General features: G+C 35.6%; 12 protein-coding genes. 10 read left to right on the top strand and 2 right to left on the bottom strand.

Annotated features, from left to right (window positions below; translation table 11 throughout):
• Positions 1-58: 58 nt before the first annotated feature.
• A complete protein-coding gene (locus H4K33_RS03940; RefSeq protein WP_182647181.1) occupies positions 59-658 on the bottom strand; it encodes a ribonuclease HII in 600 nt (199 codons plus the stop codon).
• A 446-nt stretch (positions 659-1,104) separates the two neighbouring features.
• Here H4K33_RS03940 and H4K33_RS03935 point away from each other — a divergent pair, with 446 nt between their 5' ends.
• The 10 genes from H4K33_RS03935 (at position 1,105) to H4K33_RS03890 (ending at position 17,521) form a co-directional block, all read left to right on the top strand.
• Positions 1,105-4,158, top strand: a complete 3,054-nt coding sequence (locus H4K33_RS03935; protein ID WP_182647180.1) for a SusC/RagA family TonB-linked outer membrane protein — start codon at positions 1,105-1,107, stop codon at positions 4,156-4,158.
• Between the two features lie 6 nt (positions 4,159-4,164).
• On the top strand, positions 4,165-5,685 hold the full coding sequence (locus tag H4K33_RS03930; RefSeq protein WP_182647179.1) for a RagB/SusD family nutrient uptake outer membrane protein: 1,521 nt from the start codon (positions 4,165-4,167) through the stop codon (positions 5,683-5,685).
• 617 nt (positions 5,686-6,302) lie between these two features.
• Positions 6,303-9,536, top strand: coding sequence for a SusC/RagA family TonB-linked outer membrane protein (locus H4K33_RS03925; RefSeq protein WP_182647178.1), 3,234 nt, complete (start codon positions 6,303-6,305; stop codon positions 9,534-9,536).
• 18 nt (positions 9,537-9,554) lie between these two features.
• Entirely contained in the window at positions 9,555-11,075 is a 1,521-nt protein-coding gene (locus tag H4K33_RS03920; RefSeq protein WP_182647177.1) for a RagB/SusD family nutrient uptake outer membrane protein, read from the top strand.
• A 264-nt stretch (positions 11,076-11,339) separates the two neighbouring features.
• Positions 11,340-11,636 (top strand): hypothetical protein, encoded by a 297-nt coding sequence (locus H4K33_RS03915; protein ID WP_182647176.1) that lies wholly within the window; start codon positions 11,340-11,342, stop codon positions 11,634-11,636.
• Positions 11,637-11,976: 340 nt separating this feature from the next.
• A complete protein-coding gene (locus H4K33_RS03910) occupies positions 11,977-13,785 on the top strand; it encodes a putative porin (RefSeq protein ID WP_370576661.1) in 1,809 nt (602 codons plus the stop codon).
• A 96-nt stretch (positions 13,786-13,881) separates the two neighbouring features.
• Entirely contained in the window at positions 13,882-15,174 is a 1,293-nt protein-coding gene (locus H4K33_RS03905) for a DUF2851 family protein (RefSeq protein ID WP_255493537.1), read from the top strand.
• A 27-nt stretch (positions 15,175-15,201) separates the two neighbouring features.
• Positions 15,202-15,423 carry a PspC domain-containing protein gene (locus tag H4K33_RS03900; RefSeq protein ID WP_182647174.1) on the top strand — a complete coding sequence of 74 codons (222 nt, stop codon included), beginning with the start codon at positions 15,202-15,204 and terminating at the stop codon, positions 15,421-15,423.
• A 41-nt stretch (positions 15,424-15,464) separates the two neighbouring features.
• A complete protein-coding gene (locus H4K33_RS03895) occupies positions 15,465-16,367 on the top strand; it encodes a helix-hairpin-helix domain-containing protein (protein WP_182647173.1) in 903 nt (300 codons plus the stop codon).
• 11 nt (positions 16,368-16,378) lie between these two features.
• Positions 16,379-17,521: an acyl-CoA dehydrogenase family protein gene (locus H4K33_RS03890; protein WP_182647172.1), complete on the top strand. Its 1,143-nt coding sequence runs from the start codon at positions 16,379-16,381 to the stop codon at positions 17,519-17,521.
• A 66-nt stretch (positions 17,522-17,587) separates the two neighbouring features.
• On the opposite strand, the gene H4K33_RS03885 is transcribed toward H4K33_RS03890, so the two are convergent.
• A complete protein-coding gene (locus H4K33_RS03885) occupies positions 17,588-18,787 on the bottom strand; it encodes a dicarboxylate/amino acid:cation symporter (RefSeq protein WP_182647171.1) in 1,200 nt (399 codons plus the stop codon).
• Positions 18,788-18,883: the final 96 nt, after the last annotated feature.

The following is an 18,883-nucleotide window of genomic DNA, read 5'->3' as shown; positions in this document are numbered from 1 at the left end:
GCAAACATCATAAAATAAAAAAGACTCTTTTACGGCTGTAAAAGAGTCTTTTTTATTTTTATAAATCCAATTTTAATTGATCAGGTAGAAGTTTAAACGATTTTCGGTGGTATTTACAAGGTCCATATTCTAAAATTGCCGCTCGATGTTCTTGTGTAGGATATCCTTTATTCTTTTGCCAATTGTACATGGGAAATTCTTCGTGAATCTGATTCATGTAATCATCGCGATATGTTTTGGCTAAGACAGAGGCTGCTGCTAAACTTAGATACTTGGCATCTCCCTTGACAATGCATTGATGTGGGATATCGGGAATAGGAGTGAATTTATTTCCATCGACGATTAAAAAATCGGGAACAGGCTTCAATTTACCTACACTTTCGTGCATCGCTTTTATTGCAGCGTGCAAAATATTTAATTCTTCAATTACCGCTTCGTGTAAGTGTGTTACTCCATAACTTAATGCTTGTTCTTCAATAAGTGTGCGAAGTTTATAGCGATTTTTTGCGGATAGTTGCTTCGAATCATTCAAGATTTCATTCGAAAAATCCGGTGGTAGTATTACGGCAGCCGCTGTTACAGGGCCTGCAATGCACCCTCGCCCTGCTTCGTCTGTTCCTGCTTCGTATAATGCGTCTGAATAATGATGTAGTAACATAATTGAAATAATAATAAACAAAGGTAGTATTCTCTAAGTGAATCTGTATCTGTAAAAGGTAATATTAACTAAGGAATCCATTAAAGAAATCCTAACAATTTAAAATTTAACATTAAATAATTTTTTTCTCTTTTTGTGCTTGTTTGAACCCTGTTGCTTGATTCTTAGGTTTTTGTGGTTTTTGAACGTATTTATGTGTTTTTTTTATGTGTTAAATGTTAGAGTTTGAATAAGTATTTGTTAAGTTTTTTAGCTTCTGGCGTGATATTTTTTATATGGTTTTTTGGCTTGTTTTTTTATTGATTTAATTTTTTTTATATAATTTCTTTAATATAATCTTTATTTGTTAGTAAATTGTTGTTTACTTTCTCGTTAATGATATGGAAAGTTAACTAGGTTTTAGATTAGTTTTTTATGTTTGTGGACTAACTAATTCAATTTAAATAATGAGATCAAAGGTAAAATGGACTTTAGTGCTGTTTATGGCGCTATTTGTGCAATTTTCATTCGCTCAGGAAAAGACTTTAAAAGGTGTGGTTTCTGAGGAAGGATTCCCTTTACCTGGGGCAACGGTTGTTATAAAAGGAACAACAATGGGTACGCAAACCGACTTAGATGGGAATTATTCGATCAAAGTAAAAGAAGGAGATGTAGTGTCTTTCTCTTTTATCGGTTTGCAAGATGTTACATATAAAGTAGGTGCAGCTAACACGTACAATGTAACAATGAAAGCAGTAGAAGATATGTTAGAAGAGGTTGTAGTTTTGGCTTATGGACAAGTGAAAACAAAAAACCAAGTAACGGGAAATGCTGTGGCAATTAAAGGAGAAGCTGTTGCTGCTACACCAATGGCTTCTGCTGATCAAGCGTTGCAAGGACGTGTGGCTGGTTTGCAAATGTCTGCTTCATCTGGTTCTCCAGGGGCGAAACAAAACATTCGTATTCGTGGTCGTAACTCAATGACTGCAACGAATGAGCCTTTATATGTAATTGATGGTATTCCAATGTACGATGGAGATTTCTCTGGAGGAAACCAAGGAACGGATACACCTTCAACATCTTTGTCTTTGTTAGCGACGATAAATCCTGCGGATATTGAATCGATGACAGTATTAAAAGATGCTGGTGCAACTGCGGTATACGGTGCACGTGGTACAAATGGGGTAATTTTGATTACTACAAAAAGAGGAAAATCAGGTGCTACTAAGTTCAATTTTAGTACGCGTGTAGGTTTTCAAAACAATGCAGTAAAAGGTCCTCGTTTATTGACTTCAAATGAAAAAGAGGAAATCTTTTTAGATGGTTTATACAATACTTTTGGAGCTGCTGAAGGATTTAGTCGCGAAGAAGCAGGAACTTATGCTTTGGCAAATTATGCTAAATCAGGTAACTACGGTAATTGGGTGGCTGCAGGTCGTCCAAACAACGATTGGGGTGAATATGTGAAAAATGCAGATGCACCTTTGACAAGTATTAACTTCTCAGCAACAGGAGGAAGTGATCGTCATAATTTTTATGCATCGATTTCTCATGACAAAATTGAGAGTACAGTAATTGGTTCTGATTTTAGACGTATTGGTGCTTCTTTGAGCTTCATGCAAAAAATTTCGGACAAGATTGAGTTCAATACAAGTATTAAAGTAACAAATACTAAACAAAATGGTATTTCTGAAGGTGGAGCTTATTTCTCTAACCCGAACTATACTAAATTAGTTATGAACCCATGGAATCCTTTGTATAATGCAGATGGTTCATACTTCTTGCCAAATTCAGGATACCACAACGTAGTTTATACAACAAAAAATAATCAAACACTTAACGATGTAACTCGTGTTATTAATTCAAACTCGCTTAGTTACGCTATTACTGATGATTTGAAATTCACTTCATCTATCGCGATTGATTATACGTTAGCAGATTTTTCTGAATACAGAAATCCTGTGCATGGTGATGGTAAAAATTACGGTGGAACAGCAGCAAAAGCAGTTCGAAGTAACTTCAATTACGTTGCACAAAACGGATTAGATTACAAATTCTATTTAGGTGATAGCCACCAATTCAATGCAAAAGTATTGGTAGAGTATCAAAAATCAAAACGTCGTTTCTTAGAAGGGTCTGGACAAATTGTTTTGGAAGGATTTAATTCATTAGCGGCAGCAGCAGCAAATAAAGATGCAGCATACGAATTTTTAGATGATGCTAACTTAGGTTATGTAGGAATTATCAACTACAACTATCAAAACAGATTCTTAGTAGATTTAACTGGTAGACGTGAAGGATCTTCTAAGTTTACAGATCGTATCGGGTATTTTTATTCAGTAGGAGGTGCGTGGAATATGCACTTAGAAGACTGGATGGCTTATCAAGAAGTTATTTCAACTATGCGTTTCAGAGGGTCTTATGGTACAAATGGTAACTCTCAGATTAACCCGAACCAATATGTTCGTCGCGCAGATATCGTTTCTTATGACGGAGAAGCGGCTTTAGTACCAGTTCAAATTGGTGGACCAATTGGTTGGGAAAAACAACAAAAAATGGACTTCGGTTTCATGATGGGAATGTTTGAAGACCGCTTTACATTAGGCGCAACTTATTTTGAAAGTAAAACAAGTGACTTGTTATACAAGAAAACACTTTCAAAAATGTCTGGATTCGAATCTCAAATGATGAATATGGGAGCGATGAACAACCGTGGTATTGAATTAGAATTAAATGCTGATATCGTTCGATCAAAAGATTTCAATATTTCAGTAGGAGCTAACTTCGGTACTGTTCGAAACAGAATTACAGAAATGCCTGTTATCAACGGTGTAGAAATGGAAGACTATAAGTCTTATACAGCTGATGTTAGAGGTCATGCAGTGTCTGAGTGGTATATGCCAACTTGGGCAGGAGTTGATCCTCAAACAGGGCAACCAATGTGGTTTGATAAAAACAACAAAGCTACTTCTGATTATACAAAAGCAGAATCTAGATTCCAAGGAGCAAGTGCTTTACCTAAATTTACAGGAGGTGCTAATTTACACGTAGATTACAAAGGATTTTACTTAGATGGTATGTTTACTTTTGCAGGTGGTCATAAAATCTATGAACAATATGCTTTCAAAACAGCAGGAACAACAAGTGCACTTGTTTCATCTAATGCTTCAGCAGATATGTTAGACAGATGGCAAAAACCAGGTGATATTACAGATGTGCCAATCGTTCAATTTGAACCAACAGGAGGAAATGTAAACTTCACTAGCCCATCTACGAGATTTTTACACGATGGAGATTATATTAGATTGAGAAACGTAACCTTAGGGTATAACTTCAACTCAAATATTACAAGAACATTGAATGTTGATGGATTAACACTTTCTGTAATTGGAACAAACCTATGGACTTGGGTTAAAGACAAAGGGTTGAACTACGATCCGGAAGTTGATGCTTTAGGATATGTGAATGTGGCAACTCCACCAGTGAAATCAATTGTTTTCTCTTTAAATGTTAAGTTTTAAAAAGTTATGAAAAAGATTATATTTTCAATTTTAGCAGTAGTATTGCTGTCTTCTGGACTGACAAGTTGTTCTGATGACCGTCTTGATGCTACTTTAGAAGGGGCTCGCGATATTGAAGCGAAACCAATAGAAACTGTAACTGATTTACGCGCAACGGTATCTGGTGCTTATTATAGAATGGTTAATGTAGCATACTATGGTCGTGATATCGTTATTTACAGTGAGGTGAGAGGTGACAATGCTTATGCAGCAGCTGGATTTTCTAACCGTTTCCAAAATGTATCTGGATTTAATTTAACTGCTACACATGCATTCCCTGCAGATACGTGGAAGAAAATCTACGAAGTGATCAGCTCAGCTAACTTGGCTATTGGTGCTGATATCAAAACAGGAAGTGAAAAAGATATTAAACAAGGAAAAGCAGAAGCTTATGCTATTCGCGCTTTGGCTCACTTTGACTTGTTGCGTATCTACGGTCAGCAATATGTGGATGACAGTGGGTTAGATGGATTGGGAGTTCCTTATATCACGCGTTTTGGAGAGTTAGATAGTAAAAATTACAAGCGACTTTCTGTACGTGAGGTGAGAGATAATATCTACAAAGATTTAGATACCGCTTTGGAGTTGATCGATAAAAATGCTGCTAATAAAAAGCGTTTTACAGCGCAAGCTATTCAAGGAGTTAAATCAAGAGTAGCTTTGTTCTTCGGTGCTTTTGATCCAAGCGATTACAACATCGCATTAGAAAGTGCTAAATCAGCTATGGACTTAGGTGGAAGTATTGTTCAAAGAAGTGCTTACGTTGCTTCGTTTAGAGCAGAAGAACCACAAAGTAATGCAGTATTTGAATTGGCACAAGATAATATCAATAATCCAGGTAATAACTCTTTGTATAACATCTATTCATACAATGGATATGGAGACGTTGTAGGATTAGGAGGAAACTTACAGGATTTGTTCGAAGATCAAACTGATATTCGTTCTTCTTTAGAAATGCAAGGTTATAATAATTTAGTGCAGAATGCAGAAGGAAACTACAAAAAAGTAGGTGAGAACAAATACATCAAATTAACAGATAAAGAGTTGGACGGAACTGTTCCTGTAGACCCAGCAATTCGCTATAACTTTGAACAATACCGTAATTTTGGTAAATACACAGTGATTAGTTCAAATATTAAAGTAATGCGTTATGAAGAGTTAGCATTTAACTTTATCGAAGCCGCTGTTCGCTTGAAAAAAGAAGAAGGAGCAGCTTTAACGTTGTTGAATAAAATTGCTGCTGAGCGTTATGAAGGAAACCCTTCAGCTAAATATAATGCACTTACGTTAGCGGAGGTGCTGAATGAAAGACGCAAAGAGTTGGTTTTTGAAGGTTTCCGTTTCGAAGATCAAATGCGTAATAAAGAAAACCTAGCAAGTACACCACAATCAAAAGACGGAATGAAATATGGAGCAGCAAAATTGGCGTTCCCTATTCCTCGTAATGAGATTAACGCTAGTAAAATTGATCAAAACAAAGGATATTAATAATTCTTTTGTAGTAGATACAAGTAGAGAAAATTCTCTTGCAAGTAAACCTCGTCTCTTATGGAGACGGGGTTTTTTTATTTGTGTAAGCAAATGAAGCTTAAGAGGTTTATTTTCGTGTTTTTGGTAGTCTTTTAAAATGACTGTCAGCAAGTGAAGCTTAGTTGCTTAAAAACAGTGCCATAGTATACCGCTTGGTGTTTTATACATAAAGTATAGACTGAAAAATAGAGTTTTTAACATTAGTTAGGTATTGCTGTTGATTTGGGAGTTGATATTGTCATTTTAGTTGGTTTTGGTTGTTTTTATTTATTTAATATATTTCTTTTAATACTTATTATGAAGTAAAGTTTAGATTAGAATCGTTAATGAAAATTCTAGTATTATGCTAAAAATATATTAAATAATTGATTAGTCTAATATTTAGAGTCTTACATATACTATTTGTTTTATTGAAATAGAGTTGAGAGAATCCTTTTAAATTAGCAATAAAACTAAAGATTTTTTAGATATTATCTTTTTGTGACTGCTTTTTTATCTTGATTTAGTGAAAATGATTTAGGAGGTATGGGAAAAAATGTTTAGATTTGTTTAACTAACTAATCAATTTTTTAAGAATGAGATCGAAGATTAAGTGGATTTATGCGTGCATAATGATCCTACTTGTACAAGTGGGGTTTGCACAAGAGAAAACACTTTCTGGAGTGGTGACTGAGGATGGTATGCCACTACCAGGAGTAACGGTTGTGATTCAAGGAACCCAGGAGGGGACACAAACCGATTTAGATGGAAAGTATACCTTAAAAACAAAACCAGGACAAGTGCTTGTGTTTTCTTTTATTGGTATGCAAGACGTTAAGTATACTGTAGGAAATGCAGGTATGCACAATGTAACAATGTCTGCAGAAGACAATGTACTTGACGAAGTAATCGTTGTAGGATACGGTACAGCGAAAAAAGAATCGTTTACAGGTTCAGCTACTCAAATTGATAGCAAACGTATTGAGAACAAAAACGTTTCTAATGCGGTATCTGCTTTATCAGGTGAGGCTGCTGGGGTTCGCGTAATTACAACAAGTGGTCAGCCAGGTTCTGAACCAACAGTTCGTATTCGTGGATTTGGATCAGTAAACGGAAACAGAAATCCATTGTACATTGTAGATGGTGTTCCTTTTATGGGAAGTATCAGTTCAATTAACCCTTCGGATATCGGTTCAATGACTGTATTGAAAGATGCTACAGCTACCGCAATCTACGGTTCTCGTGGAGCGAACGGAGTTGTAATCATTAACACAAAAACAGGTAGAGGGTCTGATTCTTTTATCGAAGTAGAAACTAAAACAGGGGTGAACTGGAGAGCTTTACCTCGTTATGATGTGATTAAATCTCCTGAGCGTTATGCAGAGCTTTCTTGGGAAGCTGCTAAAGGATTTGGAAAATATCACCCTAGTTTGTTATATGAAGATGCTGAGGCAACAGATTGGGCAAATAATACGTTATTTCACCAAGGGTATGGAATTCATCCACGATATAATATGTGGAATGTAGCTGATGGTGGAGAGTTGATAGATCCTACTACAGGAAGAGTTCGTCCAGGTGTTACAAGAAAATACAACCCTGAAAATTGGGAAGATCACGCTTTTAAAGCGTCTATTCGTACTGAAGCGAACTTGACAATGGGAGGATCTACAGAGAAAACCTCTTATTTCAGTTCATTAGGTTATTTGAAAGATGAAGGATATTCAGTTAATTCAGATTATGAGCGTTTAACTGCGCGTTTAAATTTACAGCACAAACCAAAAGAATGGTTGGATGCTAAAATGAATTTAGGATATACGCATGCTGAAACAAATAGCCCTGGACAAACAGAAGATTCTGGAAGTATTTTCTGGTTTACGGATAATATTCCTTCAATCTATCCTTTATTTACAAGAGATAGTAAAGGAAATAAAATTCCAGATATCTATGGTGGAAGCCAGTATGATTATGGTTCAGGTCGTGGATTTGGTGCATTAACTAATGCTATTGGTGATGCAATGTATGGAAAAGATAAAAGCACAAAAGACGAAATTTCTGCAAATGCTTCTTTTACGGTAGACATTTACGATGGTTTAACATTTGAAACTAATATCGGAGGACAGTTCTACAGCAATACAAGAGATGTGTTGAACAGTGTTTTCTACGGTTCAGCGGCATCTATGGGTGGTTCGATTTACAAAGTGAAATCAGAATTATTTACTTACAACTGGACAAAAATGTTGCGTTATAAAAATGTATTCGGAGATCATGGATTAGAAGTATTAGCTGCTCACGAGAATAGCTCTTATGAATTTAGAGTAAACCAAATGAGTAAAAACGCTTTAGCTGATCCAAGCTCTACGCAATTAAATAATGCGGCAATTAGTAGCCCGAGTGCTGGTTGGTTAGATCAATACGCTTTAGAGAGTTATTTCGCAAAAGTAGATTACGATTACCAAGGGAAATATTACCTTGGAGGTGTTATCCGTCGTGATGGATCATCTAAATTCAAAAACGACAAATGGGGAACTTTTGGTTCAGTTGGTGCTGCTTGGGTTGTAACACGTGAAGAATTTATGATGGATCAAAACTTATTCAGTAACTTGAAAGTAAAAGCGAGTTACGGTTTAACAGGGGATCAAACGTCATATACGATGATCGATGGTAAAAACGTAGAGGCTTATCACCCAGGTGAAAACTTATGGCAAGTTTGGAACTACAACGGTGGTTTAGCAATTTATGAAGATAAAGTAGGTAATCCTGATTTGACATGGGAGAAGTCTAAAATGTTCCAAGTAGGACTTGAGTTCAGTTTAGGTCAATATATCGATGCAAGCGTAGACTACTACTTGAAGAAAACAGATGACTTAATCTTCAATCGTAAGTTAGGACCTTCTGTTGGTTATGAAGGGTTGACAGTAAATGACGGACGTTTAACAAACCAAGGTATTGAATTTAATGTGGTAGGGCATTTATTGAAAACAAAAGATGCTTATATTGATTTATCAATTAACGGGGAGCACTTGAAAAATAAGTTAAACAATATGCCAATTGATCCAATGACTAATAGTGAAAAACCAGTGGATATTGGTGGTGTATTTGGACGTGCTGCAGGACATTCTATCGGAGATTTCTATATGAGAGAGTGGGCTGGTGTTGATGCTCAAACAGGTCAAGCACAATGGTATATGTATACCTATAAAGATGCAAATGGGGATAGACAAAAAATTGAATCAATGACTGACTTTTTGGATAGAAATCCAAACTTGGCAGGAACTATTGAAAGAGAAACAACAACGAGTTATGCTGATGCAACACAGAAATTTGTTGGGAAATCTGCAATCCCTACCCTTAGAGGAGGTATTAACTTAAATGCTGGATACAAAGGATGGGAGTTAAGCGTTCAAGCTTTATACAGCTTGGGTGGATATGCATATGATGATACTTATGCAGGATTAATGGACAATAGACAAATTGGTGGAAATAACTGGCATAAAGATATCGAAAACCGTTGGCAAAAACCGGGTGACATTACCGATGTACCTCGTTTATCAAGTGGTGTAGATCCAAACTACGCATCAATTTCAACGCGTTATTTGACTAAAGCAGATTACTTAAGCATTAACAATATTCGTTTAGGTTATACTTTACCTAAGAATGTAGTGAAAAATATGGGCTTAGCTGATTTGAGCTTCTATGTTTCTGGAGATAACTTATTCTTGTTTACAAAACGCGACGGTTTTAATCCTGCTACAAATGAGTTTGGTACTTCTGATACTTATAGATATTCTCCTTTAACTACTATCACTGGTGGTGTAAGAGTTAAGTTTTAATCCAAAAGAAATAGATAAATGAAAAAAATATTGATGGTTGCTCTTGGAGCAGGATTGCTTTTGGGAGCGTGTTCTAAAGATTATTTAGACATTAGTTCTACGAGATATATATCAAAAAGTGATATTGATGAGATTTCGAAGTATTCACCGCATTTAAAAGATGGAAGTTTAAATGGTCTTTATGCGTATAATATGTTGGCCTTTAGTGGAGGAACTACAGGACATGATGACTTTGGACAAAAAGGATATGATATCTACACCGATATGTTGAGTGGAGATATGAACTTGAATAGTGCGATCTACGGATGGTACAGAGGAATTGCCAATTTTACGGACATGCAAAACTATGCTGCAAATCCCAACTTTAAACCTTGGCGTTTTTACTACTTCATGATTCGCAGTACAAATCAAATTATTACGGATTTTGCTGGAGTGGATGGAAAGAAAATTCCTGAATCTGATAAAGATAAGGCAGTGGTTGCTGAAGCAAAAGCACTTCGTGCGTATATGTATTATAACTTAGTTAATATGTATACATTAGGATATGATGCAAATGAAAAGATCTTACCTATTTATACGGCGCCTGTAGCCTTTAATACTCCTGCAAAACACACACAAGAGGTATATGCATTGATGATTGATGATTTGAAAGAATCATTGGCTTTATATGAGGCAGCTGGTCGTGCAACTATGAATCAAAGACGAACTGTTGATTACAATGTAGCACAAGCGATGTTAGCGTATGTTTATGCTAGTAAAGGAACGAATGAGGCTTTGGTTGAAGCAGCTAGATTATCAGAGGATGTTATGGCTAAATATCCTTTAGCAACTAAAGATGTATTAGTGAAAGGTTTTAACAAGGTTAATGATAATCCAAACTGGATGTGGTCTGGAGTAATTGATCTTCAAACTAACTTAGACTTAGTATCTTGGTGGGGACAAGTAGATATTTACACTTATAGCTACGCTGCTGTAGGAGATACTAAAGGAATTAGTAGAGATTTATTCGAAGCAATTCCTGATAATGATGTTCGTAAACAACAATTTAAGGAAGGTCCAGAGTTTGAAGATATTAACGGTGATTCGGAAGATTACGGTGAGTTGTCAATCCTTCCTGTTGGAAAGTTCTTTGCTTCTGACGGAAAAATATTAATGGGAGCTCGTATCATTCAATCGGATTATGTGTATATGCGTGTGGAAGAAATGTATTTGTTAAATGCAGAAGTTAATGCACGTTTAAACAATGACGGAGTGGCACAGACAACCTTGAAGAAGTTCATGGAAATTCGTTTGCCTGATGTTTCTTACATTGATGGTTTAAGTGGATCAGCTCTTTTAGATGAAATTCTTTTACAAACAAGAATTGAGTTCTGGGGAGAAGGAAAAACATACGCAGCAATTAAACGTAACAAGAAAGATTTTAAATATGGATCAAATCATTTGTATTACTCAAATAATATAATTCCATATAATGATGCTCGAGTTACTTTTAAAGTGCCACAAGCAGAAATTTTAAACAACCCAGTTTACAATAACTAAACATAAAGAGGGTGGCCCTAGGGCCACCCTCTTATTTTTTACCCTCTATCTTTCTTATGAGGAGTATTTGAACCTGTCTGACATTATAGGGTATTTGGAGCTTAGTTGACTTTTAGGAAGTTGTGCTTTTTAATAAAGGTTCTTTAATCGCGAACAGTTGTATATTGTATGCCTTTTTTGAAAAAGAGTTCGTGTTATGTGAGATTGTGTTATTGTTAATTTTTTGCTATATTTATGAAAGTAGTAATTTTAAAAAACTTAATTATGAGAAATTTATTTATTATTTTGTTTTTGTGTTTATTTACTTCCACTGTATTTGCAGGGGATAATGTAAAAGATTTGACGGTAGAGAATGAACAGATAGTTCAAACTAAGCGAATGTATCTTATAGAAATATATGAAGATGTTTTTATGAATGATAGACCTTATGAACAACTGATTTTTCAAGATCACGCTTGTATGACAAGAGCAGAGGCAACTAGAGCTGTTTTTGATTTCTTTCAAAGAGCACAAAAATTCTATAGATATACTATCATAAGTGGAGATGAATGTGATATATAATTATAGGTATTGTAAAGAACCTTATCTGCGTAAGATAAGGTTTTTTCTTTTCCTTAAATTGACACTGTACCACCATTATAATAAAAATAAATTTACCTTTGCTTAAATTTAGATTTTTATGCGAAAGTGTCTTTACTTGTTTTTTTGTTTGCTGTGCTTTAGCTTTGTAGCTCATGCTCAATTTCAACCAGCAAGATTAGATCGAGGTAATACAACAAATTTTGGTGATCCAAATGATCCAAACTATAATTTTGGCGACCCAAACGACCAAAACCCTCAAGAGGGACCAAAGGAAAAAAGAAGTTTACGTGAAAAGGTAAAGAAAGATTCTATAGCACCTATGAAGGACTATAAAATCATTACGATTCTCCGTGATACGGTTTCTGTGGATACCACTTTAGCGCTCAAAAGTTACTACAAGTTTAATTACTTGAGAAAAGACAATTTTGGCTTGTTGCCTTTTGCAAATGAAGGGCAAACCTATGCTACATTAAAATACAACTTAAAAGCTAATGCGGTATTACCTGATTTTGGGTTCGAAGCCAAACAGTTTAATTACCTCAAAGCTGAAGATATTACCTACCATTCTAGTCCAACACCACGTACGGAGTTGTACTACAAAACCGTGATGAAGCAAGGACAGAGCTTGGATGCATTTATTACCTTAAATACAAGTGAACACCTCAATATGTTTGTAGCGTATAAAGGACTTCGTTCTCTAGGGAAATACATGAGTCAGTTGTCTTCTACTGGAAACTTCCGAATTGGTGGAAGTTACTTTTCTCCCAATAAACGCTATGTGCTATTTACACACTTTGTAGCGCAAGATATCCTCAACCAAGAGAATGGCGGAATTACCGATTTAGACTTATTTGAATCAAGTGAGAAACCCTACAATAAAAGAGAACGATTAAACGTATACTTCCGCGATGGAGAAACCTTGTTGAAAGGAAAGCGCTTGTTTTTGCATCACGAATATCAGTTAAACAGTTCGCTAGCTAATGGGATTCTATTGACGCATGAATTTACCTATGAAGATAAATTCTTTCAGTATACCCAAAAGGACTTGAATAGCAACTATACCGATAAAGAGCGTTTTGGAACTTCTTTTCAAACGACGATTGACAATAAAACAAGGTATTATACCCTATCTAATAAAGTGGGAGCGGCATTTCAATCGGGATTGTTGGGCCGTGTAGAAGTGTATGCAGATTTTTATAAGTACAACTACAACTATAGAAGTGTTGCTTTTATTAACAATGCAACTATTCCAAATTTACTTGAAAAGAATATTACGCTCATTGGAGGAAAGTATACCTATAAAAAAGAAAATTGGAAAGCCTTCCTATTAGTGTATAATTCATTGGGAAGTGATAATACAAGCAATATACAGGCTAATATCGATTATTCATTAGCTGAAAATATCGGTTTGCAAGCGGGATACCAGAAATTAAGTCGCATGGGAAATCTCAACTATTATTTATATCAAAGTGACTACTTGCACTACAACTGGAATAATAGTTTCAACAATGAGAAAATCAATCAATTTGACGCAAAGTTGACAACACCTTGGGTAACATTAGAAGGTAGCTATCAAGTGATCAAAGATAAGTTGTACTTCTCTAACGACAATCCTGATTACAATGAATTTGGAATTGCCAAACAATTGTTGATTACTCCAAAACAATATGGAAACACAATCAACTATCTTTCCCTACAAGCGTCTAAAGAAATTAAGTTTGGACGATTTGGACTAGATAATACCATCCTTTACCAAGAAGTAGATCAAGCAGATGCAATTCTCAATGTACCAAAGCTACTAACGCGTAATACGTTTTACTACAAAGGAGCAATGTTTAATAAGGCATTGAAATTTCAAACGGGAATTACCTTTACCTATTTTAGTAAATTCTACGGAAATGATTACAATCCCGTTATAGGGGATTTCTATGTACAAGACAAAGTAAAAATCGGAGACTACCCGGTGTTCGACTTTTTTATTGATATGAAAGTTCGTACGGCTCGTATTTATTTCATCCTTGAGCACTTTAACAGTAGCATGTCTGGATACAAATATTATACAGCACCTAATTATCCTTACAAGGATTTTACCTTTAGATTTGGGTTAGTATGGAACTTCTTTAGTTAAAAAGATAAGGTTAGCAATCAGCTAGCCTTTTTTTATACCTATGGCTTTGGTTTTGGATAGATTTTTGTTTTGGTGTAGGATAGTCGTACTAAAACCATGATGATGAAAGAAGCCTTTGTACAATATGTGTGGGAGAAACAATTGTTTGTAACGTTAACGATGCATACAGAACAGAAACATACCCTGTCTGTTATTCATACGGGACAATGGTCTACACTTGCTGGACCAGATTTTTTCTATGCGCAAATTCTTCTTGATGGTCAACGTTGGGCTGGTAATGTGGAAGTTCACCTCCAATCTTCAGATTGGTATCGCCATCACCACGAAAGAGATTCCCGCTATGACAATGTGATCTTACATGTGGTTTGGGAGTACGATACACCCGTATACAATTCTAGAGGTAGTGAAATACCAACCTTGGTAGTAGCAAAGTACGTACAAACTGGGGTGATGCAACGAGCCGAAGAGCTCTTTGCTCCTAAATCAACAATCAATTGCCAGCGCCTGTTAAAAAACGCTTTAACTCCAGTATATTGGCATAAATGGAAGGAAACACTCTACGTTGAACGATTACAAGACAAAACGTTACAAATTGAACAGCTCTTGCAAGAAACTACATTCAATTGGAATCAAGTTTTGCTGTGTTTGGTGGCCAAAAGTTTTGGATTGAACATGAATGGAGACGCTTTTTTTGATCTTGCAAAAGCATTGCCTATTCAGCTGTTATTTAAAGAAGGTGATGAATTGATCAATATAGAAGCGCTGTTTTTTGGTATGGCTGGTTTTTTAAATGAAAATAATGACCGAATAGATCGATATTATGAAGAACTCGTCAAGCGATGGAAGTTTTATCAACATAAGTATCAATTGCTACCACGTAACGACAAGGCAATGCATTTCTTTAAGCTAAGACCTGCTAATTTTCCTACAATCCGATTGGCTCAGTTGTCTTCGTGGTTTTTTTATCAGAAGCACAACTTTTATCAATTGTGGGAGAGTAGAGATCAATCAACGTTGTTGAAGTTAGTAGATGCAACAGTTAGCCCCTATTGGGAAACGCATTATACTTTTGATAAGCAAAGTAAACCCCATAAGAAAAGGTTAACCTTAGCATTTAAAGAATTAGTGCTGCTCAATACTATTATCCCTTTACAATATGTGTGGGCAAGCTATAAAAATGCAGTAGATGATGTTGAAAAAATCATTGAAATGAGCTCTTTTTTACAAGCGGAATCGAATGCTATTACTGATCTGTTTAAACGAGAAGGAGTAGAAATTCAAAATGCAAATGATAGTCAAGCAATTATTCAACTAAAAAAGAAATATTGCGATCTCAATAGGTGTTTGTCTTGCGCAATCGGTATGGCAATATTAAATAAAAAGAACTAAATTTGTACTGCAATAAAAAACGAAAAAATGATAACTAATTTGCGTTACTTTTTTGAGAAACACGGATTCAAAGTATCTACCCGTTTGGGAGATCGCTTGGGAATTCGGGTAACTAATATTCGCTTGTTTTTTATCTACCTTTCCTTTTTTACTTTAGGACTGGCTTTTGCCTTATACCTCACACTCGCTTTTGTTGTTCGCCTAAAAGATTTGGTGTATACAAAAAGAAGCTCTGTTTTTGATCTTTAATCGTTCTAAAGTTTGGATGTAGTACACAAAAACTGTTGTGTATGAAATCAAATCCCTATTTCTATCAATGGTATTATTATACACAATCGCAAAGACGTGGGTTTATTGCGCTTGTTATTGTGGTACTAACGATCCATTTGAGTTTGTGTCTGATGGCGTATTATCGACCTCAAGTACAATACCAAGATACATTAACCTCTGAAGAACAACAAGAACTTCAGAAAGAAGTCGATCGTTTGCGTCTTCAAGCCGCAAATAAGAAAGATACGATTTATCCATTTAACCCGAATTACATTACGGACTTTAAAGGCTATGTTCTGGAGCTATCTGTCGAAGAAATTGATCGATTATTCGCGTTTAGAAAAAAGCAACAGTATATCAATTCCAAGGAAGACTTTCAACGGGTAACAGCTGTTTCGGATGAATGGATGAAGAAGTATAGTTCCTATTTTGTATTTCGTTCTCCATCAGGTACTCAAGGACACCATACAACCAAACAATATCTACAAGTTAAAAAAGAAGCAAGACCCACCTCCTTAATTTTAAAAGACATCAACCAAGCGACCCAACAGAGTTTACAAGAAATTTACGGCATAGGCCCCGTATTAGCCAAGCGCATTATTGAAGATAGAGATCGATGGGGAGGATATGTACATCAAGATCAATTCAAATGGGTGTATGGTTTATCAGAACAAGTGGTTGAAAAGCTAGTAGAACAGTATTCCGTTCTCACTCCTCCAAAAATAAATCAAGTTGATCTCAATCAAGCAGGGGTAAATGAATTGAAAAATATCCCGTATTTGAATTATTATCTCGCAAGAGAGATTGTGAAATACAGAAGTTTGCATGGTGATTTTGTTAATAAAGAACAATTAAAAGAAATTGAAAAAATTCCACTTGACAGGATTCATATAATTAGTTTATATTTGGAAATTAGGAATTAAATTAAACAACCATGAATTTTGAATACAATGAAACTCAAGCAATGATTGCTGAGTCTATTAGAGATTTTGCAGAACAGAATATACGTCCATACATTATGGAGTGGGATGAAGCGCAGATTTTTCCAGTTGATTTATTTAAGAAACTTGGAGAAATGGGGTATATGGGAGTACTTGTTCCAGAAGAATATGGAGGATCAGGATTGAATTATCACGAATACATTACAATCGTAGAAGAGATTTCAAAAGTAGATTCATCTATTGGTTTATCTGTAGCAGCTCACAATTCATTATGTACAAATCACATTTTGACTTTCGGTAATGAAGAGCAAAAGAAAAAATGGTTGCCAAAATTAGCTACTGCAGAGTGGATTGGTGCTTGGGGATTGACAGAGCACAATACAGGATCTGATGCTGGAGGAATGAGTACTACAGCTGTAAAAGATGGAGATTATTGGGTATTAAATGGAGCAAAAAACTTCATTACACACGCAATTTCTGGTAATGTTGCTGTAGTTATTGCACGTACAGGAGAAAAAGGTGATTCACGCGGAATGACTGCTTTCGTAATTGAAAAAGGAACGCCAGGATTTTCAAGTGGGAAAAAAGAAAATAAATTGGGAATGCGCGCTTCTGAAACAGCAGAGTTGATTTTTGACAACTGTCGTGTTTCTGATGCAAACCGTTTAGGTGAAGTTGGAGAAGGATTTATCCAAGCAATGAAAGTATTGGATGGTGGACGTATCTCAATCGGAGCTTTGTCTTTAGGTATTGCTAAAGGAGCTTATGAAGCAGCATTGAAATACTCAAAAGAAAGAGTGCAGTTTGGAAAACCAATCAGCGATTTCCAAGCAATCGGATTCAAATTGGCAGATATGGCTACAGAAATCGAAGCTTCTGAATTGTTATTACACAAAGCAGCTTTCTTAAAAAATAATAATAAACCGATGACAAAAATAGGAGCAATGGCAAAAATGTATGCTTCTGAAGTATGTGTAAAGGTTTCTACTGATGCAATCCAAATTCACGGTGGATACGGATATACGAAAGATTTCCCAGTGGAGAAATTCTTCCGTGATTCTAAATTGTGTACAATTGGAGAGGGAACAACAGAAATTCAAAAATTAGTTATTTCTAGAAACATCTTGAAAGACTAGTTTCTTTAATGATATAAATAAAAAGGTCAGCCATTCGGCTGACCTTTTTATTTATATCTCATTGAGTTATTTTTCTGGGGTATTCAATGAAACTCCGATTTCATCTTCCCTTTTCTTTTCATTAAATCTAGTGACCATTAAGCTTAAAGCCCCATCACCAGTAATATTACAAGCCGTACCAAAGCTATCTTGTAATGCAAAAATGGTAAGTGTTAATGCAATTCCAGCATCATCAAAACCTAGAACCGAAGCAATAATTCCCAAAGAAGCCATTACTGTACCGCCCGGTACCCCTGGAGCACCAACAGCAAAAATACCCAATAGTAGTATAAAGATCACCATAGTTCCCAGATCAGGTAGAGAACCATATAGAACTTGAGAAACAGTCATGACAAAAAATACCTCTGTTAGTACCGAACCACACAAGTGAATGTTGGAAAAAAATGGAATTGTGAAATTTGTGATGGATGGATTCAACACCTTGCTTTTGTGAGCAGAATGAAGAGCGACACCTAAAGTAGCAGCAGAAGACATCGTTCCTACAGCTGTTAAATAAGCAGGACCATAGTGCTTTAAAACTTCCCACGGATTCTTTTTACTGTAAATTCCCGCAAGTGTATAAAGAACCGCTAACCAAACAAAATGAGCTACAATAACAATTAAAATGACAGTTAGAAATATGGGTAATTGCGATTGTATGGACCCTTCGTAGCTCAGTAAGGCAAAATTACTCATAATGTAAAAAGGCAAGATGGGAATTAAAAAGCGATTGACTAATAGTAGGACAATATCTTTAAATTGATCAAAGGCCTTTTCTAAAGGTTTGGATTCCGTCCATAAAATTCCAATTCCAATCATCAACGCTAAAGTAAGTGCAGTCATAACACCAAAAACCGGAGGAATGTCTAAAGTAAATAGCATGGTTGGAATTTCATTGAGTTCCTCAGCTGTATTGGCAATTTCTAATCGGGGAATCAATTCATATCCTAACGTAGAGCTGAAAAAACCAGCCCCTATGCTCGAGGCATACGCAAGAAGAACAGAAAAACTAATAATCTTGACAGAATCCTTATTGAGTTTGGTAATAGAAGAAACCACAAAACCCAAAATGATTAAAGGAACTAAAAACAGAATAAGCTGACCTAGAATATGTCGAGTTGATAGAGTAATCTGTAAACCTGTTTCATTTAAATATTTCCCTAGGATAAGTCCAAGTACTACCCCTATCAATAATCTGAATATGGTGTTGTTTAATATTTTTCGCATCTGTACTATTTTTAAGAATTTGATGTAAAAATAAAAAGGAAGTACTATTTTTTTATTGCGTTAGTAATAAAATACCATATAGATGGTAGTTCCTGC

The sequence above is a fragment of the Myroides sp. WP-1 genome (assembly GCF_014145635.1).
Classification (GTDB): domain Bacteria; phylum Bacteroidota; class Bacteroidia; order Flavobacteriales; family Flavobacteriaceae; genus Flavobacterium.
Note: the sequence above shows the minus strand (reverse complement) of the source record. Positions and strands in the feature narration are given on the sequence as shown.